This window comes from Pseudomonas sp. GW821-FHT05H12 (assembly GCF_059419385.1).
The window spans coordinates 119,588-141,583 of the sequence record NZ_JBWKRS010000008.1 but is presented as its reverse complement, the minus strand read 5'-3'; the positions used below and the strand labels follow the sequence as shown (position 1 = coordinate 141,583).

The following is a 21,996-nucleotide window of genomic DNA, read 5'->3' as shown; positions in this document are numbered from 1 at the left end:
GGTTATCTCCTAACGGGGGTTGGGTAATCAGAAGGCAAAACACGAGCAGCCGAACGCACCCCAGAAGCCCTGGAAGTCGCTGACCGGAACGCTGGAAAGACGCGCTTTTTCATGGCTGTGCACATGCACGCCACACGGGCCGCTGCATTGGTGCACCTGGGCCTGCAATGGCGAGCTTGGACGCCAGTGCCCGGGCACCTTGACCACCGGCGACCAGTCCGGCAGCACCGGCACGTGTGGCGGTGCGTACTCTTCGAAGTCGCCGGCGCCGTAGACCACCTTGCCGCCGACCACGGTGAGCACCGACTCGATCCACTTGATGGCCTCTTCCTCGACGCTGAAGAAGTCCGCCGACAGCGCAGCAACGTCCGCCAATTGGCCGACCTTGATCTGGCCTTTCTTGCCTTGCTCGGACGAGAACCAGGCGCTGCCGTGGGTAAACAGTTCCAGCGCGGTGAGGCGCGGCAAGCCCTCGGCGTGCAGCGCCAGGCCGCCTACCGTGCGGCCGCTGACCATCCAGTACAGCGAGGTCCACGGGTTATAGCTGGACACCCGCGTGGCATCGGTGCCCGCCCCTACCGGCACGCCTTCGGCGAGCATACGCTGGATCGGTGGCGTGGCTTCGGCCGCCTTGGCGCCGTAACGCTCGACGAAGTATTCACCCTGGAACGCCATGCGGTCCTGGATCGCAATCCCGCCGCCGAGGGCTCGCACGCGCTCGATGTTTTTCGGGGTGATGGTTTCAGCGTGATCGAAGAACCAAGGCAGGCCGTTGAACGGGATGTCGCGGTTGACCGTCTCGAACACGTCGAGCATGCGCGAGATGGACTCGTCATAGGTGGCGTGCAGGCGGAACGGCCAACGCTGCTCCACCAAGTGGCGCACCACCGGCTCCAGCTCCTGTTCCATGGTCAACGGCAGGTCTGGGCGTGGTTCAAGAAAGTCCTCAAAGTCGGCGGCCGAGAACACCAGCATTTCGCCGGCGCCGTTGTGACGCAGGTAGTCATCGCCCTGGTGCAGGGTGACGCTGCCGGTCCAGTTCTTGAAGTCGCTGAGTTCTTCCTTGGGCTTCTGGGTGAACAGGTTGTAGGCGATGCGCACCGTCAACTGTTCGTCCCTGGCCAACTGCTCGATCACCGCGTAGTCGTCGGGGTAATTCTGGAAACCGCCACCGGCGTCGATCGCACTGGTGAGGCCCAGGCGGTTGAGTTCACGCATGAACTGGCGGGTCGAGTTGACCTGGTATTCCAGCGGCAATTTCGGGCCTTTGGCCAGGGTCGCATACAGGATCATCGCGTTGGGCCGCGCCACCAGCATGCCGGTGGGGTTGCCGTTGCTGTCGCGCACGATCTCGCCGCCCGGTGGGTTGGGCGTGTCCTTGGTGTAGCCGGCCACGCGCAGGGCCGCGCGGTTGAGCAAGGCGCGGTCGTAAAGGTGCAGCACGAACACCGGGGTGTCGGGCGCGGCCTGGTTCAGTTCGTCGAGGGTGGGCATGCGTTTTTCGGCGAACTGGAATTCGTTCCAGCCGCCCACCACGCGCACCCATTGCGGGGTCGGTGTGCGGTCGGCCTGGTCCTTGAGCATGCGCAGCGCATCGGCCAGGGACGGCACGCCTTCCCAGCGCAGTTCGAGGTTGTAGTTCAACCCGCCGCGGATCAGATGCAGGTGGGAGTCGTTGAGGCCGGGGATCACGGTGCGGCCCTTGAGGTCGATGACCTGGGTGCCGCTGCCGCGCAGGGCCATTGCCTCGCCATCGGTGCCCACGGCGACGAAACGCCCACCGCTGATGGCGACAGCAGTAGCGCGCGGGTTTTCACGGTCCACGGTGTGGAACTGGCCATTGAACAGAATCAGATCGGCGTTCATAGGGTTTCCTTTACAGAGGCTTCAAGCCAGGGAGCGAACAGGCGGGTGGCCGCCGGCATCAGCAGGTAGACCACCAGCAACACGATGGTCAGGGTCACCAGGAAGGTGGCGACCACGTAGTTGGAGAGAAAGGGATGCAGGCGCAGGACCGGTCCCCACACCAGCGGCACCAGCAGGGTCAGCGGCAGGATCACGAACAGGGTGACCACCGCCTGCTTCCAGCGTGGCGGCTTGGCGGCGCTGTCGGCCAGGGGCGAGAACCAGAACTCGTTGACGCCGCCGACTTCGGTCTTGTCGCCGTCGGCCAGCATGGGCGCAGCTTCGGCGATCAGGTCGTTGCGTTCGGGGGAGTCGAGCCAGCGCTCCAGGGCGTCGGTGGAGCGGTAGCGCAATACGCAGGTGAACAGCGCCAGGCCGTTCTGTTGACTGCGCACCACGTCCACGCCGAGGTGGCCGGGGCGCTCACCGGCGATGCGCACAATGCGCCGCAGCCAGGCTTCATAGTCGGCCTCAAGGCCTTTCTTGATCAGGTGTTTGACGACCAGGGTGACGACTTCGTCGGGCCCTGTCTCTGGTGCTGGGTCCATGGTGCTCCCCTCTGCCTTGAAAGATCAGCGATGAGGGGAGTGTGCCGTGGGCGGGGGTGATGAAAATTGGATGTACGTGCTGTTTGATCGCCGCTTGTCAGCGCCGGGATTTGGCCAGGATGGCCTGCAACAGCACATCGGCGCCGGCTGTCGACCACTCGGGAGAGATGGCCTCGGCTTCGTTATGGCTCAACCCGTCCACACACGGCACAAAGATCATCGCAGTGGGCGCGACCTGGTTGAGGTAGCAGGCGTCGTGCCCGGCACCGGAGATCATTGGCCGGTGGCTGTGGCCGAGCTTTTCAGCCGAGGCACGTACCACTTCTACACAGTCGCTGTCGAAGGCAATTGGCGCGTACTGGAAGATCTGCTTCACGCTGTGCTGCAAGCCGATGCCCTCGGCGATACGGGCCACGGCGTCGCGCAGTTGCTGATCCTGGCGCGCCAGGACTGCTTCGTCCGGGTGACGGAATTCCACGCTGAAAAACACCCGGCCCGGCACCACGTTGCGTGAGTTGGGGAAGATGTTTGCCATACCCACCGTGGCGCGCCCTTCGGCACCTTGTTCCAGCCCCAGACCGTTCACTGCCTCGACGACGCGGGCAAAACCGAGCAAGGCATCCAGGCGATGGTCCATGGGCGTGGTACCGGCGTGGGCGCTGCGCCCGCTCAGTTCCACTTCATACCAGCGTTGGCCCTGGGCGCCGGTGACGACGCCGATGGTGATGCCTTGGGCTTCGAGGATCGGGCCTTGTTCGATGTGCAGTTCGAACGCGGCATGTATCGCTTGGCCGCCCACCGGATGTGCGCCGGCATAGCCGATTTCTTTCAGCGCCTCGCCAATGGTTACCCCCGCTTTATCCTCGCGGGACAAACCGTATTCCAAGTCAAAGACACCGGCGTAGACGCCCGACGAAATCATCGCCGGGGCGAAGCGTGAGCCTTCTTCGTTGGTCCAGTTGACCACTTCGATGGGCCGGTCGGTTTCAATGCCCAGATCGTTCAAGGTGCGCAGCACTTCCAGCCCGGCGAGCACGCCGTAGATGCCGTCGTACTTGCCGCCGAAGGGCTGAGAGTCGCCATGGGAGCCAGTCAGCACCGGAGCCAGGTGGTCGTGGCGACCGGCGCGGCGGGCGAAGATGTTGCCCATCGCGTCCACACGAATGCTGCACCCGGCCGCCGTGCACCACTGCAAAAACAGGTCGCGGCCACGGCGGTCCTCATCGGTGAGGGCCAGGCGCGAGACGCCGCCCTTTTCGGTGGCGCCGATCGTTGCCATGTCCATCAGCGAGTCCCACAGGCGCTCGCCGTTTACCCGTGCGTGATCATTCATGAGGCTTGGCCCGGTAGCGGAAGTCACAGTGATGGGCACCGCCCATGATGGTCTGGGTGCGGGTCAGTTCGATGTCGGGGTTGTAGCCGACGATAAACAGCTCGTCGCGGTTGCACGACAGCAGGTGGCCGATCTCGCCCAGGCCCATTTCGTGGTACATCTCGGCGTAGCGGCAACGCTTGACGTCGTAATCGTAGTGCTCGGCATCGCTGGCGATGATCTCGACTTTGAGGGCGTCATCCTTCTCCCACAGCACTTGCAGTTCGACAAAGCTCTTGAGGTCGGCGCCCTGCTCTTCCAGCGCGGCAAAATGTTTGCCGGCCTGGATCGCCGCGTTGCCCACGGCCTCGCCGATCACGGCCGCGGCAAATGCCTGGCCCTGCTCGCGCTTGAGAATCTCGTAGATCGGCTTGATGATTTCGGCCTCGATCCGCCGACGGGCAAGAATGCCCAGTTCACCTTCCAGCTTGCTCATTTCATGTCTCCTCCACTCCGATGTGGGAGCTGGCTTGCCTGCGATAGCGGAGTGTCAGCCTGTGCATCCTTGGCTGATAGACCGCCATCGCCGGCAAGCCGGCTCCTACAGTCGACCTGTTTATTGACCGCCGGCCACGCTTACGGGCTGCCATTGGTTGGCCTTGACCTGGTAAACGGTGAACGACGGCTTCTTCAAGTTGCCTTCGGCATCGAACGCGATAGTGCCGGTCACGCCCGGGTAGCTGATGGCGCGCAAGACCGGCAGGTACTTCTGCGGGTCCACCGAGTCGGCCTTTTCAATCGCCGCCACCAACACGCCGACGCCGTCGTAGGCGAACGGTGCATGCAGCTCGATGTTGGCCTTGTAGCGCTCCTTGTAAGCCTGCTCGAACGCCTTGCCGCCAGGCATCTGCGCGACCGCCAAACCCGGTTCCAGGGCAATCACGCCCTCGCCTTCGTTCTGCGCCAGTTGCAAGAAGGTCTGGCTGACAAACCCGCCCGCGCCCATCAACGGCGCCTTGATACCCAACTGCTTGATACGCCGGGCCAGCGGTGCGGCCTGGGAGTCGACGCCGCCGAAGAAGATCAGGTCCGGGTTCTGGCTGCGGATGTTGGTGAGCACGGCACTGAAGTCGATGGTCTTGTCGTCCACGTATTCGCGGCCCACCACCGTTGCGCCGCCCGCCTCGATGGCCTTGACGAACTGGTCGGCCAGGCCCTGGCCGAACGCGGTGCGGTCGTCGATCACGGCGATGCGCTTGGCTTTCAGGGTATTCAAAGCATAGTCGCCGGCCACGCGGCCGCCATCGTCGTCATGGCCCATGATCCGAAAGCTGGTGTCGAAACCCTGCTGGGTATAGGCGTGGCCGGTGGCAACCGGGGCGACCTGGGCAATGCCGGCGTCGTGGTACACCCGCGCAGCCGGGATGCTGGTGCCGGTGTTCCAGTGGCCGACCACGCCGACCACGCCTTCATCCACCAGGCGCTGGGCCACGGTCACGGCGGTGCGCGGGTCGGACTGGTCGTCTTCGGAAACCAGCTTGAACGTCACGGCTTCACCGTTGATTTTCGGGTGTTTGGCGTTGGCCTGGTCGATGGCCAGTTGCGCGCCGTTTTCCAGGTCCTTGCCGATCCGTGCAGACGGGCCGGTGAGTGGTCCGGCCAAGCCGATCAGCACGGTCTGGTCGGCCTGGGCCACGGCGCTGGCGAGGCTGCTGAGGGCCAGGCCGATCAGTGCGGTTTTCTTCAATGTGTTCATCTGGGGTTCCTGCTGGTTTTCAGGCGGGTCGGAACACGCCGGGCGTCCGGTAGCGTCATGGGTGATCTATTCGCCGAGGTATGCACTGCGCACCTCGGGGTGTTCAAGCAAATCCTGGGACGGCCCCGTGAGGCTGATACGTCCGGTGTCCATCACGTAGGCGCGGTCAGTGACCTGCAGCGCCAGCCGTGCGTTCTGCTCCACCAGCAACAGGGTCATGCCCTGGCGGCACACGTCATCGATCACCTGGAAAATCTTCTCCACCATGATCGGTGCCAGGCCCATGGACGGCTCATCGAGGATCAGCAAACGCGGGCGTGACAACAGGGCGCGAGCCAGCGCGAGCATCTGCTGCTCGCCGCCCGACAGCAGGCCGGCCGATTGGTGCAGGCGTTCCTGCAGGCGCGGGAAGTGGTCGAACAACTGGCGCATTTCGCGCTGCACTTGCGCTTGGTCACGGCGCAGGAAGGCACCGGCTTGCAGGTTTTCCAGCACGCTCATGCGCGCAAAGATCCCGCGCCCTTCGGGGACCATGGCGATGCCCTGGCGCAGCAACTGGTCGGGCGCCACGCCGCGGATCGAACGCCCGGCAAAGCGGATCTCGCCCTTGGCCGCCGGCAGCAACCCGGTCAGGGCCTTGAGGCTGGAGGTCTTGCCAGCGCCATTGGCACCGATCAGCGTGACGCGCTCGCCTTCGTGGATCTGCAGGTCCAGGGATTTGACGGCTTCGATGGCGCCGTAGCGCACTTGCAAACCGTCGACACTCAACAGGGCTTCAGACATGGGCACTGGCTCCCAGGTAGGCCTGGATCACGGCCGGGTGCTGGCGAACATCGGCGGGTGGGCCCACAGCGATGACTTGGCCGTAATCGAGCACACTGATGCGGTCGCACACACCCATTACCAGCTTCACGTCGTGCTCGATCAGCAGCAGCGTGTGGCCGTCGTCGCGGATCTTTTCCAGCAGGCCGCGCAATTGCACTTTTTCGCTGGCGTTCATGCCGGCAGCCGGTTCGTCCAGCGCCAGCAAGCGCGGTTCGGTGGCCAGGGCGCGGGCGATTTCCAGGCGGCGCTGATGGCCGTAGCTGAGGCTGTCGGCGCGGTAATGGGCAAACCCGGCCAGGCCCACATAGGCCAGCAGGCGATGGGCGTGGGCGCGGGTTTGCGCCTCTTCCTCACGCGCCCGGCGATGCTGACTCAGAGCCGCCCACAGACCGTTGCGGGTGCGCACATGGCGCCCGACCATGACGTTTTCCAGGGCGCTCATGGCGTTGAACAGGCGGATATTCTGGAAGGTGCGGGCAATGCCGGCTTCGGCCACCTGGTGCACACCGGTGGGCTTGTAGTCTCGGCCATCGAGCTGGAAACGCCCGGAATCCGGGGTGTAGAGGCCGGTCATCACATTGAAGAAGGTGGTCTTGCCCGCGCCATTGGGGCCGATCAACCCGTAGATTTCGCCGGGTTGGATACTCAGGCTCACGTCGGTCAGCGCCGCAACGCCGCCGAAGTGTTTGTTGACCTTGTCGATCTGCAACAACGGTGCGTTCATCGTGCCACTCCTTTGGGCCACAGCCCGGCCGGTCGGTAGAGCATCGCCAGGATCAGTGCCAGGCCGTAGAACAGTTGGCGGATGATTTCCGGGTCCACCAGCACCTGGCCGAACAGCGACTGCTGCAGCGGGCCCATGCTGGCGCGCAGGGCTTCGGGCAAGGCCGCCAACAACACGCAGCCCAGGATCACCCCGGGGATGTGGCCCATGCCGCCCAACACCACCATCGCCAGCACGGCAATGGACTCGTTGAGGGTGAAGGATTCCGGCGAGACAAACCCCTGGAACGAAGCGAACAGCACCCCGCTCACGCCGCCAAACGCCGCACCAATCGCAAACGCCAGCAGCTTGAGGCGCACCGTGTTGATGCCCATGGCTTGCGCCGCGTCTTCGTCTTCGCGGATGGCCACCCAGGCGCGGCCGATGCGCGAATGCTCCAGGCGGATGCAGGCGAACAGGATCAACACCACCAGTGCGGCAAACAGGTAGTAATAGAGGTACACCGAGGGCAGGCGCAGGCCGAACAGTTCTTGAGTGCGCCCCAGGTTCACGCCGAGCAGGTTCACCGGGTCCACCTGGGAGATGCCTTTGGGGCCGTTGGTGATGTTCACCGGGCGGTCGAGGTTGCGCAGCAGGATGCGGATGATCTCGCCAAAGCCCAAGGTCACAATGGCCAGGTAGTCGCCGCGCAGGCGCAGGGTCGGCGCGCCGAGTACCACGCCGCAGCCGGCCGCCAGCAAGGCGCCGAGTGGCAGGATCAGCCAGATCGAGGTGTGCAGGCCCGCCGGCAACAACGCCGCCAGCGCGGGGAACTGTTGCAGCAAATGCGGCGACGAGAGCAACGCCGCGAGATAAGCGCCCACCGCGTAGAACGCGATAAAACCCATGTCCAGCAACCCCGCATAGCCGACCACGATGTTCAAGCCGAGGGCGAGCATGATGTACAGCAGGGCAAAGTCCAGGGTGCGCACCCACGTGTTGCCACCGGCGTGGCCGACGATCCACGGTGCCAGCACCAGGGCAACGGCGAGCAAAAGCAAGCCCAGGCTCGCGCGTTTGTTGGGGGAGAGAGCGTTGATCATGCGCGGGTCGCCAAACGTTCGCCCAGCAAGCCCGAAGGCCGGAACACCAGCACCGCAATCAGCACGATGAAGGCGAACACATCCTGGTAATTGCTGCCAAACACGCCGTTGGTAGCCGAACCCAAATAGCCGGTACCCAGGGCTTCGATCAGCCCCAGCAACAGGCCGCCGAGCATGGCGCCCTTGAGGTTGCCGATGCCGCCCAGCACGGCTGCGGTGAAGGCCTTGATGCCGGGCAAAAAGCCCATGTAGAAATGCGCGCTGCCGTAGTTGCTGGCCATCATGATCCCCGCCAACGCGGCAAGCGCGCCGCCAATGGCAAAGGTGATGACGATGATGCGGTTGGGGTTGATGCCCATCAGGCTCGCCACTTGCGGATTTTCGGCCACGGCGCGCATGGCCCGGCCGAAGCGCGTGCGCTCCACCAACACCAGCAGCGCGACCATCACCGAAACGGCGATGGCGATGGTGGTAAGGGCCGTCACGTTGGTGATCGCCGGGTGCGCGGAGGCGCCGGCCAGTACTTCAATCGGCGCCAGGGGCAGCAATTGCGGGAACATCTGCGGGTTGCGGGTCCACACCAGCATGGCAGCGGTTTGCAGCAGCAGCGACACACCGATGCCACTGATCAACGGTGCCAGGCGCGGGGCATGGCGCAGGCGGCGATAGGCAACGCGCTCGATCACTACCGCCAGCACCGCGCAGAAGGCCATTGCGACGACGGTGGCGCAGAGCAACACCAGCACCGGCGGCAAGGCGGGCCAGGTCGCCTGCAGCAGGCGGATCACCGACAAGCCCACCAGTGCGCCGATCATCAACACGTCGCCATGGGCGAAGTTGATGATGCGCAAAATGCCGTAGACCATGGTGTAACCCAGGGCCACCAGCGCGTAGAGACTGCCCGTCATCAAACCGTTGAGCAGTTGTTGGATAAACCCATCCATCAGGACCATCGACCTCAGTGCGTACAGGGGCGGCACACTAAGCATCTATTCTGTTTTTATCAAATATCAGAAAGTCATATCGTTATACCCAACAAAGAACAGGCTATTTATGCCGCAAATACGGCACTTATGGCTCTTTATTCGGCGATAAAGTTGGTATTTAATTCAACACATGAATAAATCAGAACAGTTAGCTAATGACCCTCCCCTGCGTGCCGTGCGCACGTTCGAAGCCTTTGCGCGCCATGGCGGGGTGAATGCCGCCGCCCGCGAGCTGGACGTCTCCGCCTCGGCCATCAGCCATCAGTTGCATTTGCTCGAGGATTTTTTGCAGCAGCCGCTGACCTTGCGCCAGGGCCGCAACCTGGTGCTCACCGACGAAGGTCGCGAGTACTACCGTGCGATTCGCTCAGCCTTTGCGGTACTGCGCAGCGCCACCGAACACGTGCGTGAAAAAAGCGCGACGCGCCAGGTCACCATCAGCCTGATTCCGCTGTTTGGCATCAACCTGTTTATCCCGCGCCTGGCGAATTTCCTGAAGGATCACCCGGCGCTGGACATCAACGTGACGTACGCCAACCACCGCAGCTACCCCAGCGACGCAGCGGACCTGTCGATCCGTTTTGGCACCGGGCATTGGCCGGGCTACCACAGCGAGCCGTTGATCTCTGGCGCGGTGACGCCCTATTGCAGTCGCGCGTTCCTGGCGCAGCACGGGCCCATCGACACGCCTCAGGCGCTGAGTGAACTGCCGTTGCTGCACGACGAAGAACGCGGCACCTGGGGCCAATGGTTCGAGGCCGCCGAAGTCGACACCACAGCGCTCAATGGCTTGCTGCTGGAAGACGGCCAACTGGCACTCACCGCCACCCTCACCGGCCTCGGTTGCGCGCTGCTGCGCGAGCCGCTGGTGGCGCCCCATGTGGCCAGTGGTGAGTTGGTGAAGTTGTTTGATCGGCAGGTCAATGACGGCCGCCAGTACTACCTGTGCCGGCGCGCCAACAGTGAGCTGTCGAGCGAGGGGAATGACTTGTATGACTGGATCAAGCGCAGTCTGATTGCGCAATAGATGGGATACACAACACCTCTGTAGGAGCCGGCTTGCCGGCGATATCGGTGTATCAGCTACCGAATGTATCGACTGACACGCAGCTATCGCCGGCAAGCCGGCTCCTACAGATGATCACAACAGAGATCCAAATGTGGGAGCTGGCTTGCCTGCGATGACGGTGTGTCTGCTATCAATGTTCTGGCTGATCCACCGCTTTCGCAGGCAAGCCAGCTCCCACATTTTTAACCGTGTTCGGCATCAAGAATTTTTGCGGCTCAGCTGCCGTTGCCGCCGTGGGCTTCTTCGAAGAAGTAGTCCTTCCAGCTGGCGGCCTTGTTTTTCAGCACACCCAGCTCCTGCAATTTCTCGGCGTAGATGAAGGTGCGCTGCGGCACGATGGTGAAGTCGATTTCCGGATCCTGGACGATCTTTTCCACCAGATCCAACGGCAGTTTCGACTGCTCTACGCGGATGTAGGCCTTGGCGGCCGCTGGCTTATCGGCCTTGATGATTTTTTCAGCCTCGGCCAGTGCGTCATAGAACGCCTTGTAGGTCTTGGGGTTTTCGTCGTGGAATTTCTGCGTGGTGTACAGCACGTTGAACGTCGCCTGCCCACCCAGGATGTCGTAGGAACTGAGCACCTTGTGCACATTGGGGTTCAGCAGTTCCTGGTACTGGAACGGTGGGCTGGAGAAATGCGCATTGATCTCCGAACCTCCGGCAATCAACGCCGCCGTGGCATCGGGGTGGGCCAGGCTGATGGAGATGTCGTCGAATTTCTTGTACTGGTCATTGCCGAATTGCTTGGCGGTCTCGATCTGCAAGGTGCGAGACTGGAAGCCCACGCCAGCAGCAGGCACGGCGATACGGTCTTTCTCGCTGAAGTCCTTGAGGGTTTTCACGTTCGGGTTGTTGGTGAGCAGGTAGTTGGGCATCGAGCCCAGCGAGGCGATGGCCTTGACGTTCTGCTTGCCCTTGGTGCGGTCCCACAGCGTGAGCATCGGCGGCACGCCGGCCGAAACCACATCCAGCGCGCCGGCCAGCAGCGATTCATTCATCGCGGTGGCGCCGGAAATGCTGTTCCAATCCACCTTGATGTCCAGGCCCTGCTCCTTGCCGTGCTTTTCGATCAGGTTCTGATCGCGCACCACGTCGAGGATCAGGTAGCCGATGCCGAATTGCTGGGCGATGCTGATCTTGCCTTCGGCCTGGGCACCGGGGCTGAGCAAGGCCGTTGCGGCGGCCAACGAGGCCGCCAGGAGGGTCAGGGAGGAACGCTTGAAGGTCATGGGGGAGTCTGCCGCGCTTTTGAGAAGGTGAGCGAGGGTAGCCACGATTTTTAAGACAGGAAAAGAATATCGGGATCTATTGTTATGCAAAATGGCCCACAAACCTGCCCATGGCTGCTATTGTGCCGCGCTTTGAAAAACCGTCGAACCTGCGAGGAAATGGACGTTGAACACTGACGAAAAAATGACCGGGGACCTGTTCGAAGTCGATAAGCGCCTGTCACTCAAGCCCGTGGTGGACTTCAACGCCTACCTGCGCAGCGCCTTCGGCGACGGCCCGTGCACCTGTGTACGCTGCACCGCCAGCGGCGGCGATGAAACCGGCTACGCGTTCCAGCACAGCTTTACGTTCGACGGCAAACCCACCCACCGCCGCTTCGCCTCCACGGCGGGCAGTGATGTGTTGATGGCGTTGAAGAAGGCGTGGCTGTCCTACACCAAGGCCGAGCTGCCGCTGAGCGGCGTGCTGGTGCTGGACACGGTGAAGGAATTTGTCGAGCCGCAACTGCACAAGCGCCTGGCGCCGTTGTTTTTGGCCAGTGGGTTGGTCAAGGACGTGGACGGCGAGTTGCAGATTCAACCGCAAGCCGCCTGATAACCTGTAGGAGCCGGCTTGCCGGCGATGGTATCGGCTCGGTTTTCCCTGATACACCGAGGCGCCTGCATCGCCGGCAAGCCGGCTCCTACAGTACGTTTGGTGTTCTTAAACTCCCGCCAACACCGCAGGGTCACCTGAGCGCCAGACGTTATCCACGGTCACGCGCTGGATCAGCCATACGCCCTCTTCCCGCACCAACGCCACGTCATAACGGTTTTTCATCAGGTAATGCCGTGAAGGATCGTTTTTGGGCACGTGCTGCGCTTCCACCAACGCATCCAGCCGCGCACTGTCGCCCTCAAGGGTTACCCGCGCGTTACTCACAGAATGAGTGGTATCGAGTTGACTGAGGGCGCCGGACAGTGCGGTGACGATGGTGTCGCGCCCTTCCAGCACCGGGTATTCAAAACCTGCCTTGGCAGCGGCCGGGCCAAAATCCGATACGGCGTTGACGGTGAACGCCGAAGCGAGCAAAGCCGGATCGTGCAGATCAATGCCTGCTGCGAAGCGATGCAGGGTGTCGATCACTGCGAACTTATCGGCAGCGGTGTGTAGGTCGAGGGTGGTCATGGGGGTAATTCCTGTGGGATTAGTAATCGGTGATCCGCGTGCCGGCAATGGTCTGCGCAAAGCCCACGCCAAACAGCCTGGCAGGGGTTTCAAAACCCGCGCGACGTTCACCGCCCAGTACTCGGAGCGCCGCTTCCACGGCAGCCAAAGGGGTGTAGCTGTAGCCGTTGACGGTCTCGATGACTGAACGCGCCACCGTCCCATCAATGCCGATGACTTCGGCCACGGCACGGGCACGATGGGCGTCGCGCTGGCCTTGGGTGGGGCCGTCGGGCAGCAGTGACAGGTCGCCCTCCGGGAACGCTTCGCCAGTGATGTGAACGAACATAGCGATATTCGGGATGGCGCTGGAATGCCATGCAGTGACCAGGTCGCCAAAGGACAACGGGGCACACAGCACTGGTCCGTCGCCAAAATCCAGGTGCTGGGGTTGCGCGTCCGGCGTGGCGACCAACTGACCGTCGAGTCGCGCCATCACGCCGGCGCCGATGATCTCGCTGACACTCATGGCCGAACCCCGGGACATGGCACCGGGCACCTGCAAGGCGATTTTCAGCGAGTGCGGCTGCTGCACACGACTGGCGACGTGCATGGCCAGGCAGTCGGTGGGCACCACGTCCCAGCCCACGCCGGGCAGCAACATCACGTCCGCTTCGGCGCCGAGTTGCTCGGCAAGGCGGTACACGTTGATTTCGGCGGTGATGTCCAGGTAGTCGGTGCCGTTGGCGATACAGGCGCGCATCAAGGCTTCGGCGGTGTGGGCGAAGGGGCCGGCGAAATTGAGCAGGACGTCGATCCCGTCCAACTGGGCGGCATCCGGCGTGAATACGCGGTAAGGCGCGCCCAACTCAGCGGCCAGGGACGCCAGGCGTTCGGCGTTGCGACCGGCGAGCACCAGGTTGAGGCCAAGTTGTTTTGCGTGTTGCGCCGCCATGCGCCCGGTGTAGCCGGTGGCGCCGTAGATCATCAAGGTTTTCATGAGGTGTGCTGCCAGTTCTTGTAGACGAATTCGAGGCTGTAGCCGTCCGGGTCCAGCACGTTGGCCGCGTAGTAGTTGGGGTCGTAGTGCAGGCGTGCGCCCGGAGCGCCGTTGTCGGTGGCGCCGTTTGCCAGGGCGGCGGCGTAGGCGTTATCCACCTCGGCGCGGTTATTGGCGACAAAGCCCACATGCACCGCGCGCCCTTCCACGGCGCCTTCGCGCAGCCAGAAAAACATGCGCCCGTTGGCGCCAAAGCCCTTCAGGTCCGGGTGGCCGGGCGGGCCATCCTTGCCGTCGTAGTCATGCCGCGCGGTGATGCCGAGCGGCGTCAGGGTGGCTTCGTAGAAGCGGATCGAACGTTGGATATCGCTCACTGAGATAAACAGATGATCGAGCATGGTGGAGCCTCCTGATTCAGATGATGTAGCCGCCCGCAACTTCGACGGTCTGGGCATTGATCCAACGGCCTTCTTCCGACAGCAACAGGGCGATAACCCGTGCCACATCTTCCGGTTCGCCTACGCGGCCGAGGGCGGTTTGCCCGGCCAACAGGGCTTCGAATTCGTCATTCAAGCCGCCGCCCAGTTCGGTGCGAATGGCGCCGGGGGACACGGCGTTGGCACGGATACGCCGTTCACCGAATTCCTTGGCCATGTAGCGCGTGAGCACATCCAGTCCCCCCTTGAATGTGGCGTAGGGCGCGACACCCGCCGTCGCGACGCGAGTGGTGGCGCTGGTAAGGTTGACGATGCTGGCGTGTTCTTCCAGCAGCGACAGCAGGGTTTGGGTCAGGAAAAACGGCCCCTTGAGGTGCACGTTGAACAGGCCGTCGAACTGCGCCTCGGTCACCGACTCAAGGGGGTTGAACAGGCCGTAGCCGGCGTTGTTCACCAGCCCACTCAAGGTGCTTGCGCCCCATTTGGCCTGCAGGGCATGCGTCACCGCCTCTCGGAAGACAGGGAATGTGCTGGCAGCCGCAACGTCCAATTCCAGCGCCACGGCTTTCCCGCCGCTGGCCTCGATACGCTGGACCACCGCCTGTGCCGCATCCGGGTTGCGCTTATAGGTGAGGATCACACCATGCCCCTGACGTGCACACAGCTCGGCGGTACTGGCACCGATCCCACGGCTGCCTCCGGTAATCACGATAACGCCCATGGCCTGCTCCACTGCTGAAAAGTTGAGTGACCACAGTAGTCATCGCCCTACTCTTCGACGCAGCCGTTCCTACTCCAATCTTGCCTGTTTCTGCTTTTTGCTTGCGCAAGGCTCAACGGCAGGCACAGCATGGTCGCCATGAATACTCAATTGATCGAACTGCGCGCCTTGGCTGCCAAGGCCGAAAACCGCCGCACCGAGACCGGCATCCCCCGCGTGGCGATGGTCCAGGGGGCGATTCCCGAGCATATGCTGGCGGCGGTGTATGACCCGATGATCAACCTGATCCTGCAGGGCAGTAAGTGCATGACCGTGGGCGACCGCACGCTGCATTACGACCCGGCGACGTATTTTGTGATGTCCATCGAGTTGCCCGCAGTCGGCGTGGTGAATCCGGCGATCACGGGCGAACCCTACCTGGCGGTGAGCCTGACGCTTGATCCGACCGTGCTGACCACCCTGCTCAATGACCTGCCGGCCCCCAACGGGCGTTGCGAACAGGAAGCCGGTTTCTCCGTGGCGGCCGTCACACCCGCCTTGATGGATGCTTGGGTGCGCATGCTGCGCCTGATGGGTGACCCGGTAGCAATTGCCGCGCTGGCCCCTGCGTATGAACGGGAGATCCTCTACCACGTACTGCAAGGCCCTCATGGCTGGATGCTGCGCGAAATTGCTGCGCCAGACACGGCGATGGCACGGGTCAGCCAGGCGATCCAGTGGATTCGTCGCGACTATGCCGAACCGATCCGCGTGGAGGCCTTGGCCCAGAAGGCTGCGATGAGTGTTTCGGCATTTCATCGGCACTTCAAGGCGGTGACCAATTTGAGCCCTTTGCAGTATCAGAAACGCGTGCGGTTGTTACAGGCGCGTACGTTGATGGTTGCCAGCGCGAGCAGCGTGACCCATGCGGCGTTTGAGGTGGGGTATGAAAGCGCGACCCAGTTCAGCCGCGATTATGCGCGGGTGTTCGGGTTACCGCCGGCGCGGGATACCGCGCGGATTCTGGCTGATAGCCGAGGGCATTAGTGTAGGAGCCGGCTTGCCGGCGATGCGGTGTATCAGCCAGCCAATGGGTTGACTGATCTGCCGCAATCGCCGGCAAGCCGGCTCCTACAGGGGTGGGTGCCAGCGTGGAGCATCGGCGCAAGTGTTTACTTACGCGCAGCCTCCCACTGCTTGAGCAGGTCGCCGTAGGCCACGGTCTCGCCTTTGGGCTTCTCGTTGGCCAGTTTCGGCTTCGGTGCGCCCGGCTGGTCGAACCAGTATTGCGCGTCACGCTCTTCGTTCATTTTCGGGCCGCACACCGGTTGCACTTTGGAGCGTTCCAGGCGCGTCATGATTGCGTCCTGCTCCTTGGCCAGGTTGTCCAGCGCTTGCTGCGGGGTTTTCTCGCCGCTGGCCGCTGCCGCAATGTTGCTCCACCACAGTTGCGCCAGGCGCGGGTAGTCCGGCACGTTGGTACCGGTCGGAGTCCATTCGACACGGGCCGGGCTGCGGTAGAACTCCACCAGGCCACCGAGTTTCGGCGCCAGGTCGGTCATGGCCTGGGAGTTGATATCCGACTCACGAATCGGCGTCAGGCCGACGATGGTTTTCTTCAATGAGACGGTTTTGGACGTCACGAACTGCGCGTAGAGCCAGGCCGCGAGTTTCTGCTTCTCGGGCGTCGACTTGAGGAAGGTCCAGGAGCCTACGTCCTGATAGCCCTTCTTCATGCCCTTTTCCCAGTAAGGTCCGACCGGCGACGGCGCCATACGCCATTTCGGCGTGCCGTCGGCGTTCACCACCGGCAGGCCGGGCTTGGTCATGTCGGCGGTAAACGCGGTGTACCAGAAGATCTGCTGGGCGATGTTGCCCTGGGACGGCACCGGGCCGGATTCGGAGAAGGTCATGCCCGCCGCTTCCGGTGGCGCGTAGGCTTTCATCCAGTCCACGTATTTCTGCGTGGCAAACACAGCCGCAGGGCCGTTGGTGTCGCCGCCACGGGTAACACTGGAGCCGACCGGGTGGCAGTCCTCTACGCGAATGCCCCACTCGTCCACCGGCAGGCCGTTAGGCAAGCCTTTGTCGCCGCCACCGGCCATGGAGAACCAGGCATCAGTGAAGCGCCAGCCCAGGGACGGGTCTTTCTTGCCGTAGTCCATGTGCCCGTAGATGCGCTTGCCGTCGATTTCCTTGACGTCTTCGCTGAAGAATTTGGCGATGTCTTCATAGGCCGACCAGTTCACTGGCACGCCCAGTTCATAACCGTACTTTTCCTTGAACTTGGCTTTCAGGTCGGCGCGCTCGAACCAGTCGGCGCGGAACCAGTAGAGGTTGGCGAACTGCTGGTCGGGCAACTGGTAGATCTTGCCGTCCGGCGCGGTGGTGAAGGAAATGCCGATGAAGTCCTTGATGTCCAGGGTCGGCGAGGTGAAGGCCTTGCCTTCGTTGGCCATCAGGTCGGTGATGGATTCGGTCTTGCCGTAGCGAAAGTGCGTACCGATCAAGTCGGAATCGTTGACCCAGCCGTCATAGATGTTCTTGTCGGACTGCATCTGGGTTTGCAGCTTTTCCACCACGTCGCCTTCCTGCAGCAAGTCGTGGGTCAGCTTGATGCCGGTGATTTCGGTAAAGGCCTTGGCCAGCACCTTGGACTCGTACTCGTGGGTGGTGAGGGTTTCCGACACCACGTTGATCTTCATCCCACGGAACGGCTCCGCCGCCTTGATAAACCACTTCAACTCTTCGAGCTGCTGCTCGGCGGTCAGGGTGGACGGTTTGAACTCACTGCCGATCCATTTTTTCGCGGCATCTTCATACGCATCGGCCCAGGCCGTGGCGCTCAAACCACTGAGGGCCAGTACGGCGGCCAATGAAATGCTATGTCGCAGCTTATTGTTGTTATCGAACATAGAGACCTCCTGGTTAATTTCAAACGGGACTTCAGACGCCGACCTCCACCGTGTAGGAGCTGGCTTGCCGGCGATAGCGATCTTGCGGACGCCATCGCCGGCAAGCCGGCTCCTACGGGTGGGTGATCGCCGCCCGCATCAGCCCCAACGCATCACACACAACAGCCACACCAGGGACAGCGCGGACGCCACCCAGATGCTCCAGCCGGTTACGCCGATCACCAGCAGGTGCAGGTAGGCGCTGCCGAGAAGACCGATAAACAAGCGATCACCACGGGTGGTGCTGATCGGTAAAAAGCCGCGCCGGGGGATGCTCGGCGAGCGCAGCTCCCACGTGGTCATGCCCACCAGCAACAGGGCAATGGCCGCGAAGAACAGCGCGGTGGGGGTGGTCCAGGCCATCCATTCCATCATCGACTCCTCAGACCCGGCCCAGGGCAAAGCCCTTGGCCACGTGGTTGCGAACAAACCAGATCACCAGCATGCCAGGCAGGATGGTCAACACCCCCGCCGCTGCCAGCACGCCCCAATCGATACCCGACGCCGAAACCGTGCGCGTCATGACCGCCGCGATCGGCTTGGCGTTGACCGAGGTCAGGGTGCGCGCCAGCAGCAGTTCGACCCAGGAAAACATGAAGCAGAAAAACGCGGTCACACCGATGCCGGAGCCAATCAGCGGGATAAAGATCTTCACGAAAAACTTGGGAAACGAGTAACCGTCAATGTAGGCGGTTTCGTCGATTTCCTTCGGCACGCCGGACATGAACCCTTCCAGGATCCACACCGCCAATGGCACGTTGAACAGGCAGTGCGCGAGGGCCACGGCGATGTGGGTATCGAACAGGCCAATCGACGAATACAGCTGGAAGAACGGCAGCAAAAACACGGCTGGCGGCGCCATGCGGTTGGTCAGCAGCCAGAAGAACAGGTGCTTGTCGCCGAGGAAACGGTAACGCGAGAACGCATAGGCTGCCGGCAGCGCCACGCTCAGGGAAATCACCGTGTTCAGGCTCACGTAGTACAGCGAGTTGAGGTAACCGGTGTACCAGCTGGGGTCGGTGAAGATCACCTTGTAGTTGGCCAGGGTGAAGTCCTGCGGAAACAGCGTCAGCCCGCCGAGGATTTCGGTGTTGCTCTTGAAGGACATGTTCAACAGCCAGTAGATCGGCACCAGCAGGAACAGGATGTAGATCAGCAGCGGAATAACCTTGCGCTTGCTCATGGCTGCGGCCTCAGCGGTTGGCGTCGGAATGGGTCATGGCGGTATAGAACAGCCAGGACACCAACAGGATGATCAGGAAATACACCAGGGAAAACGCCGCCGCCGGGCCCAAGTCGAATTGGCCTACGGCCATCTGGGTCAAGGTCTGACTCAGGAAGGTAGTGGCGTTACCCGGCCCGCCGCCTGTGAGGACGAAGGGTTCGGTGTAAATCATGAAGCTGTCCATGAAGCGCAGCATCACCGCGATCAGCAGCACGCTTTTCATCTTCGGCAGTTGGATATGTCGGAATACCGCCCAGGGCGATGCCCGATCAATCCGCGCGGCCTGGTAGTACACATCCGGGATGGCGCGCAGGCCCGAATAACACAGCAGTGCGACCAGCGAGGTCCAGTGCCACACGTCCATGATCAGCACGGTGACCCAGGCGTCCATGGTGTTGGCCGCGTAGTTGTAGCTGATGCCCAAGGCGTTGAGGCTGTAACCCAGCAAGCCGATATCGGCGCGGCCGAAGATCTGCCAGATGGTGCCCACCACGTTCCACGGGATCAGCAACGGAATGGCAAGGATGATCAGCACCAGCGAGGACCAGCGCCCCTTGGTCGGCATGGTCAGGGCGATGGCAATGCCCAGGGGGATTTCGATCAACAGCACGCAGGCCGAGTAGATGAACTGGCGCAGCAGCGAGTCGTGCAGACGCGGGTCGAGCAGCACCTGCTTGTACCAGTCGGCACCGACAAAGTAGCGGCTGGACTGGTCGAAGATGTCCTGCACCGAGTAGTTGACCACGGTCATCATCGGGATCACCGCACTGAACGCCACCAGCAGGAACACCGGCAACACCAGCCACCAGGCCTTGTTGTTCTGCACCTTGTTCATGGCTGCACCTCCAGCAGGTAGTCATCGGCGTAGAGCATCAGCCATTGCGCAGGGAAACTGATGGAGGCTTGCCCTTCGGGGACCGGCTTGTCTTCGGCCAGGCGCACTTTCAGCGGGGCGCCATCGAGGTTGAGGGTCATGATTTTGTAAGTGCCAAGGTCTTCGACGTGTGTGACGTCGGCTTGCAGGGCGTCAGCGTTGTACTCGTCCCATACGTGGATAAATTCCGGGCGGATGCCCACCTGCAGTTTCTGGTACTCCGTGCTGGCAATGCGTTGCTGCAACGCTTCCGACAGCGGCAAGTGCGTGCCGGCGAAACGCACGCCGCCCGCCTCGGCCTGCACGTCGATCAGATTCATCCCCGGGCTGCCGATGAAATAGCCGACAAAGGTGTGGCTGGGCCGTTCGAACAGCTCACGTGGCGTGCCGAATTGCACGATCTGCCCGCCGTACATCACCGCAATCTTGTCGGCGAAGGTCGACGCCTCCAACTGGTCGTGGGTGACGTAGACCATGGTGATGTTGAACTGCTCGTGGATCTGCTTGAGCTTGCGCCGCAGCTTCCACTTGAGGTGCGGGTCGATCACTGTCAGCGGTTCATCGAACAGGATCGCCGACACGTCGTCGCGCACCAGGCCACGGCCCATGGAGACTTTCTGTTTTTCGTCGGCGGTGAGGTTGCGGGCTTTTTTGGTCAGCAGGTTTTGCAGGTCGAGGACTTCGGCGATTTCCTGCACCTTGCTGTGGATTTTCGCTTCGGCCAGGCCCTGGTTGCGCAGCGGGAACGCCAGGTTGTCGAACACGGTCATGGTGTCGTACACCACCGGGAACTGGAATACCTGGGCGATGTTGCGTTTTTCCGGGGTGAGGTCGTTGACCACGGTGGTGTCGAACAACACCTGGCCTTCGGACGGGCTGAGCAGGCCGGAGATGATGTTGAGCAAGGTGGATTTGCCACAGCCCGAAGGCCCGAGCAAGGCGTAGGCCCCGCCCTGCTCCCACACGTGGTTCATTTCCCGAATGGCGTAGTCTTCCGGCCCATTTGGTGCAGGGCTGTAGCTATGGGCGAGGTTTCGCAAATGGATCTCGGCCATCAGGCAACCCTCGCGACACGGCGCCCGGGGGCCTGGACCAACCGGCCCTGGCCATCGAACACAAACAGTTTATGGGTGGGGATATACACGCGGATCGGCGCGTCGACGTCGTACTCGTGCACCCCCGGCAGGTGCAGCACCAGCAAGAAGTGTTCGCTGCGCACGTGCAGGAAGGTTTCCGAGCCGCTGATCTCGGCGACTTCCACGGTCACCGCCAGCTCCAGGTCATCATCGTTGCTCGGCACCAGGCTGATATGGCTGGGGCGCACGCCAAAGCGGAATTCGCCTTCGCCGATGGGGCGCAAATCGACGTTCAGCGGGAAATGCACAAAATTGGCGAAGCTCACTTCATTGCCGCTGATACGCCCCGGCATCAGGTTGATCGGCGGTTCGGAAAACAGCTCGGCCGCCAGCACGGTTTGTGGCTGGTGATAGACCTCGGCAGCCTTGCCGCTCTGGATCACCCGGCCTTCGTGGAGGATGGTGGTGGTGCCACCCAGGGCCAGGGCTTCATTCGGTTCGGTAGTGGCGTAGATGGCGATGGTGTGGCGCGCCTTGAACAGTTCGCGCATTTCCTGACGCAGCTCTTCGCGCAGTTTGTAGTCCAGGTTCACCAACGGCTCATCGAACAGGATCAGCTCGGCATCCTTGACCAGCGCACGGGCCATGGCGGTGCGTTGCTGCTGGCCACCGGACAGCTCCAGCGGATGGCGCTGCAGGAATTTCTCGATGCGCAGCATTCTTGCGGTTTCGAGCACCTTGCTCTGGATCACCTCGTTAGACACACCGGCCTGGCGCAACGGCGAGGCGATGTTTTCGAACACGGTCATGGTCGGGTAGTTGATGAACTGCTGATACACCATCGACACGTTGCGCAGGCGTACGGGCTTTTGCGTGACGTCCACGCCGTTCATCAGGATGCGGCCGCTGTCGGGCTTGTCCAGGCCGGCCATCAGGCGCATCAGACTGGTCTTGCCGGACAGGGTGCGGCCGAGCAATACGTTGAAGGAACCGGCTTCGAAACGCAGGTTGGCGTCGTCGATCCAGGTTTGCCCTTCAACGACGCGGGAGACATGTTCCAGGGTCAATGACATGACACGACCTTTTTTATTATTGGAATGAATCTGGCCAGTCGTCAGAGCGAGTTTCGTGCCAAAACGGCAAGTGG

At 62.3% G+C, this 21,996-nt stretch carries 23 protein-coding genes; 3 read left to right on the top strand and 20 right to left on the bottom strand.

Annotated elements, in window-relative coordinates; translation table 11 throughout:
- Window positions 1–27 precede the first annotated feature (27 nt).
- The 9 genes from AC07SU_RS09665 to AC07SU_RS09625 all read right to left on the bottom strand — a co-directional run bounded on the left by AC07SU_RS09665 (window position 28) and on the right by AC07SU_RS09625 (window position 9,096).
- Window positions 28–1,866, bottom strand: a complete 1,839-nt coding sequence (locus AC07SU_RS09665) for an amidohydrolase (protein WP_494996908.1) — start codon at window positions 1,864–1,866, stop codon at window positions 28–30.
- Window positions 1,863–2,453, bottom strand: coding sequence for an antibiotic biosynthesis monooxygenase (locus tag AC07SU_RS09660; protein WP_494996907.1), 591 nt, complete (start codon window positions 2,451–2,453; stop codon window positions 1,863–1,865). Before AC07SU_RS09660 ends, AC07SU_RS09665 begins: the two co-directional genes overlap by 4 nt.
- Before the next feature lie 97 nt (window positions 2,454–2,550).
- A complete protein-coding gene (locus tag AC07SU_RS09655) occupies window positions 2,551–3,786 on the bottom strand; it encodes a Zn-dependent hydrolase (RefSeq protein ID WP_494996906.1) in 1,236 nt (411 codons plus the stop codon).
- On the bottom strand, window positions 3,779–4,261 hold the full coding sequence (locus AC07SU_RS09650) for an L-2-amino-thiazoline-4-carboxylic acid hydrolase (protein ID WP_494996905.1): 483 nt from the start codon (window positions 4,259–4,261) through the stop codon (window positions 3,779–3,781). The genes AC07SU_RS09655 and AC07SU_RS09650 overlap by 8 nt, the downstream gene beginning before the upstream one ends.
- Before the next feature lie 120 nt (window positions 4,262–4,381).
- The gene (locus AC07SU_RS09645; protein ID WP_494996904.1) at window positions 4,382–5,521 is read right to left on the bottom strand and encodes a branched-chain amino acid ABC transporter substrate-binding protein; all 1,140 of its coding nucleotides are present in this window, start codon (window positions 5,519–5,521) and stop codon (window positions 4,382–4,384) included.
- Window positions 5,522–5,587: 66 nt separating this feature from the next.
- Window positions 5,588–6,304: an ABC transporter ATP-binding protein gene (locus AC07SU_RS09640; RefSeq protein WP_494996903.1), complete on the bottom strand. Its 717-nt coding sequence runs from the start codon at window positions 6,302–6,304 to the stop codon at window positions 5,588–5,590.
- Window positions 6,297–7,070: an ABC transporter ATP-binding protein gene (locus tag AC07SU_RS09635; RefSeq protein WP_178922526.1), complete on the bottom strand. Its 774-nt coding sequence runs from the start codon at window positions 7,068–7,070 to the stop codon at window positions 6,297–6,299. Before AC07SU_RS09635 ends, AC07SU_RS09640 begins: the two co-directional genes overlap by 8 nt.
- Entirely contained in the window at window positions 7,067–8,152 is a 1,086-nt protein-coding gene (locus tag AC07SU_RS09630; RefSeq protein ID WP_494996902.1) for a branched-chain amino acid ABC transporter permease, read from the bottom strand. Before AC07SU_RS09630 ends, AC07SU_RS09635 begins: the two co-directional genes overlap by 4 nt.
- The gene (locus AC07SU_RS09625) at window positions 8,149–9,096 is read right to left on the bottom strand and encodes a branched-chain amino acid ABC transporter permease (protein WP_494996954.1); all 948 of its coding nucleotides are present in this window, start codon (window positions 9,094–9,096) and stop codon (window positions 8,149–8,151) included. Before AC07SU_RS09625 ends, AC07SU_RS09630 begins: the two co-directional genes overlap by 4 nt.
- A 172-nt stretch (window positions 9,097–9,268) precedes the next feature.
- Between AC07SU_RS09625 and AC07SU_RS09620 the strand changes: the two genes are divergently transcribed.
- Window positions 9,269–10,165: a LysR substrate-binding domain-containing protein gene (locus AC07SU_RS09620; protein WP_494996901.1), complete on the top strand. Its 897-nt coding sequence runs from the start codon at window positions 9,269–9,271 to the stop codon at window positions 10,163–10,165.
- Window positions 10,166–10,422: 257 nt separating this feature from the next.
- On the opposite strand, the gene AC07SU_RS09615 is transcribed toward AC07SU_RS09620, so the two are convergent.
- A complete protein-coding gene (locus AC07SU_RS09615) occupies window positions 10,423–11,436 on the bottom strand; it encodes an ABC transporter substrate-binding protein (RefSeq protein ID WP_176995595.1) in 1,014 nt (337 codons plus the stop codon).
- Window positions 11,437–11,602: 166 nt separating this feature from the next.
- On the opposite strand from AC07SU_RS09615, the gene AC07SU_RS09610 reads away from it, so the two are divergent.
- On the top strand, window positions 11,603–12,031 hold the full coding sequence (locus AC07SU_RS09610) for a hypothetical protein (protein ID WP_176995594.1): 429 nt from the start codon (window positions 11,603–11,605) through the stop codon (window positions 12,029–12,031).
- 108 nt (window positions 12,032–12,139) lie between these two features.
- On the opposite strand, the gene AC07SU_RS09605 is transcribed toward AC07SU_RS09610, so the two are convergent.
- Genes AC07SU_RS09605 through AC07SU_RS09590 form a run of 4 tightly spaced genes read right to left on the bottom strand, consistent with a single transcriptional unit; the run spans window position 12,140 to window position 14,741 of the window.
- Window positions 12,140–12,604: a nuclear transport factor 2 family protein gene (locus tag AC07SU_RS09605; protein ID WP_494996900.1), complete on the bottom strand. Its 465-nt coding sequence runs from the start codon at window positions 12,602–12,604 to the stop codon at window positions 12,140–12,142.
- Window positions 12,605–12,623: 19 nt separating this feature from the next.
- Window positions 12,624–13,583 carry a saccharopine dehydrogenase family protein gene (locus AC07SU_RS09600; RefSeq protein WP_494996899.1) on the bottom strand — a complete coding sequence of 320 codons (960 nt, stop codon included), beginning with the start codon at window positions 13,581–13,583 and terminating at the stop codon, window positions 12,624–12,626.
- The gene (locus AC07SU_RS09595) at window positions 13,580–13,981 is read right to left on the bottom strand and encodes a VOC family protein (RefSeq protein WP_494996898.1); all 402 of its coding nucleotides are present in this window, start codon (window positions 13,979–13,981) and stop codon (window positions 13,580–13,582) included. The genes AC07SU_RS09600 and AC07SU_RS09595 overlap by 4 nt, the downstream gene beginning before the upstream one ends.
- A 16-nt stretch (window positions 13,982–13,997) precedes the next feature.
- Window positions 13,998–14,741 carry an SDR family NAD(P)-dependent oxidoreductase gene (locus tag AC07SU_RS09590; protein WP_494996897.1) on the bottom strand — a complete coding sequence of 248 codons (744 nt, stop codon included), beginning with the start codon at window positions 14,739–14,741 and terminating at the stop codon, window positions 13,998–14,000.
- Window positions 14,742–14,879: 138 nt separating this feature from the next.
- Between AC07SU_RS09590 and AC07SU_RS09585 the strand changes: the two genes are divergently transcribed.
- Entirely contained in the window at window positions 14,880–15,767 is an 888-nt protein-coding gene (locus AC07SU_RS09585) for an AraC family transcriptional regulator (RefSeq protein ID WP_176995589.1), read from the top strand.
- Between the two features lie 125 nt (window positions 15,768–15,892).
- Here AC07SU_RS09585 and AC07SU_RS09580 read toward each other — a convergent pair whose 3' ends face one another.
- The 6 genes from AC07SU_RS09580 to AC07SU_RS09555 form a co-directional block, all read right to left on the bottom strand.
- Window positions 15,893–17,635 carry an ABC transporter substrate-binding protein gene (locus AC07SU_RS09580; RefSeq protein ID WP_176995588.1) on the bottom strand — a complete coding sequence of 581 codons (1,743 nt, stop codon included), beginning with the start codon at window positions 17,633–17,635 and terminating at the stop codon, window positions 15,893–15,895.
- 138 nt (window positions 17,636–17,773) lie between these two features.
- Entirely contained in the window at window positions 17,774–18,046 is a 273-nt protein-coding gene (locus tag AC07SU_RS09575) for a DUF2160 domain-containing protein (RefSeq protein WP_176995587.1), read from the bottom strand.
- Between the two features lie 10 nt (window positions 18,047–18,056).
- Window positions 18,057–18,857, bottom strand: a complete 801-nt coding sequence (locus AC07SU_RS09570) for a carbohydrate ABC transporter permease (protein WP_003174634.1) — start codon at window positions 18,855–18,857, stop codon at window positions 18,057–18,059.
- Between the two features lie 10 nt (window positions 18,858–18,867).
- Complete coding sequence (locus tag AC07SU_RS09565; RefSeq protein ID WP_176995586.1) at window positions 18,868–19,734, bottom strand: carbohydrate ABC transporter permease; 867 nt, start codon at window positions 19,732–19,734, stop codon at window positions 18,868–18,870.
- Entirely contained in the window at window positions 19,731–20,828 is a 1,098-nt protein-coding gene (locus tag AC07SU_RS09560; protein WP_494996896.1) for an ABC transporter ATP-binding protein, read from the bottom strand. The genes AC07SU_RS09565 and AC07SU_RS09560 overlap by 4 nt, the downstream gene beginning before the upstream one ends.
- Complete coding sequence (locus AC07SU_RS09555) at window positions 20,828–21,922, bottom strand: ABC transporter ATP-binding protein (RefSeq protein ID WP_176995584.1); 1,095 nt, start codon at window positions 21,920–21,922, stop codon at window positions 20,828–20,830. The genes AC07SU_RS09560 and AC07SU_RS09555 overlap by 1 nt, the downstream gene beginning before the upstream one ends.
- Between the last annotated feature and the right edge of the window lie 74 nt (window positions 21,923–21,996).

Coding starts and splice junctions, on each gene's coding strand:
- AC07SU_RS09665 (WP_494996908.1), bottom strand. CDS start 1,866: ATGAACGCCGATCTGATTCTGTTCAATGGCCAGTTCCACACCGTGGAC.
- AC07SU_RS09660 (WP_494996907.1), bottom strand. CDS start 2,453: ATGGACCCAGCACCAGAGACAGGGCCCGACGAAGTCGTCACCCTGGTC.
- AC07SU_RS09655 (WP_494996906.1), bottom strand. CDS start 3,786: ATGAATGATCACGCACGGGTAAACGGCGAGCGCCTGTGGGACTCGCTG.
- AC07SU_RS09650 (WP_494996905.1), bottom strand. CDS start 4,261: ATGAGCAAGCTGGAAGGTGAACTGGGCATTCTTGCCCGTCGGCGGATC.
- AC07SU_RS09645 (WP_494996904.1), bottom strand. CDS start 5,521: ATGAACACATTGAAGAAAACCGCACTGATCGGCCTGGCCCTCAGCAGC.
- AC07SU_RS09640 (WP_494996903.1), bottom strand. CDS start 6,304: ATGTCTGAAGCCCTGTTGAGTGTCGACGGTTTGCAAGTGCGCTACGGC.
- AC07SU_RS09635 (WP_178922526.1), bottom strand. CDS start 7,070: ATGAACGCACCGTTGTTGCAGATCGACAAGGTCAACAAACACTTCGGC.
- AC07SU_RS09630 (WP_494996902.1), bottom strand. CDS start 8,152: ATGATCAACGCTCTCTCCCCCAACAAACGCGCGAGCCTGGGCTTGCTT.
- AC07SU_RS09625 (WP_494996954.1), bottom strand. CDS start 9,096: ATGGATGGGTTTATCCAACAACTGCTCAACGGTTTGATGACGGGCAGT.
- AC07SU_RS09620 (WP_494996901.1), top strand. CDS start 9,269: ATGAATAAATCAGAACAGTTAGCTAATGACCCTCCCCTGCGTGCCGTG.
- AC07SU_RS09615 (WP_176995595.1), bottom strand. CDS start 11,436: ATGACCTTCAAGCGTTCCTCCCTGACCCTCCTGGCGGCCTCGTTGGCC.
- AC07SU_RS09605 (WP_494996900.1), bottom strand. CDS start 12,604: ATGACCACCCTCGACCTACACACCGCTGCCGATAAGTTCGCAGTGATC.
- AC07SU_RS09600 (WP_494996899.1), bottom strand. CDS start 13,583: ATGAAAACCTTGATGATCTACGGCGCCACCGGCTACACCGGGCGCATG.
- AC07SU_RS09595 (WP_494996898.1), bottom strand. CDS start 13,981: ATGCTCGATCATCTGTTTATCTCAGTGAGCGATATCCAACGTTCGATC.
- AC07SU_RS09590 (WP_494996897.1), bottom strand. CDS start 14,741: ATGGGCGTTATCGTGATTACCGGAGGCAGCCGTGGGATCGGTGCCAGT.
- AC07SU_RS09585 (WP_176995589.1), top strand. CDS start 14,880: ATGAATACTCAATTGATCGAACTGCGCGCCTTGGCTGCCAAGGCCGAA.
- AC07SU_RS09580 (WP_176995588.1), bottom strand. CDS start 17,635: ATGTTCGATAACAACAATAAGCTGCGACATAGCATTTCATTGGCCGCC.
- AC07SU_RS09575 (WP_176995587.1), bottom strand. CDS start 18,046: ATGGAATGGATGGCCTGGACCACCCCCACCGCGCTGTTCTTCGCGGCC.
- AC07SU_RS09570 (WP_003174634.1), bottom strand. CDS start 18,857: ATGAGCAAGCGCAAGGTTATTCCGCTGCTGATCTACATCCTGTTCCTG.
- AC07SU_RS09565 (WP_176995586.1), bottom strand. CDS start 19,734: ATGAACAAGGTGCAGAACAACAAGGCCTGGTGGCTGGTGTTGCCGGTG.
- AC07SU_RS09560 (WP_494996896.1), bottom strand. CDS start 20,828: ATGGCCGAGATCCATTTGCGAAACCTCGCCCATAGCTACAGCCCTGCA.
- AC07SU_RS09555 (WP_176995584.1), bottom strand. CDS start 21,922: ATGTCATTGACCCTGGAACATGTCTCCCGCGTCGTTGAAGGGCAAACC.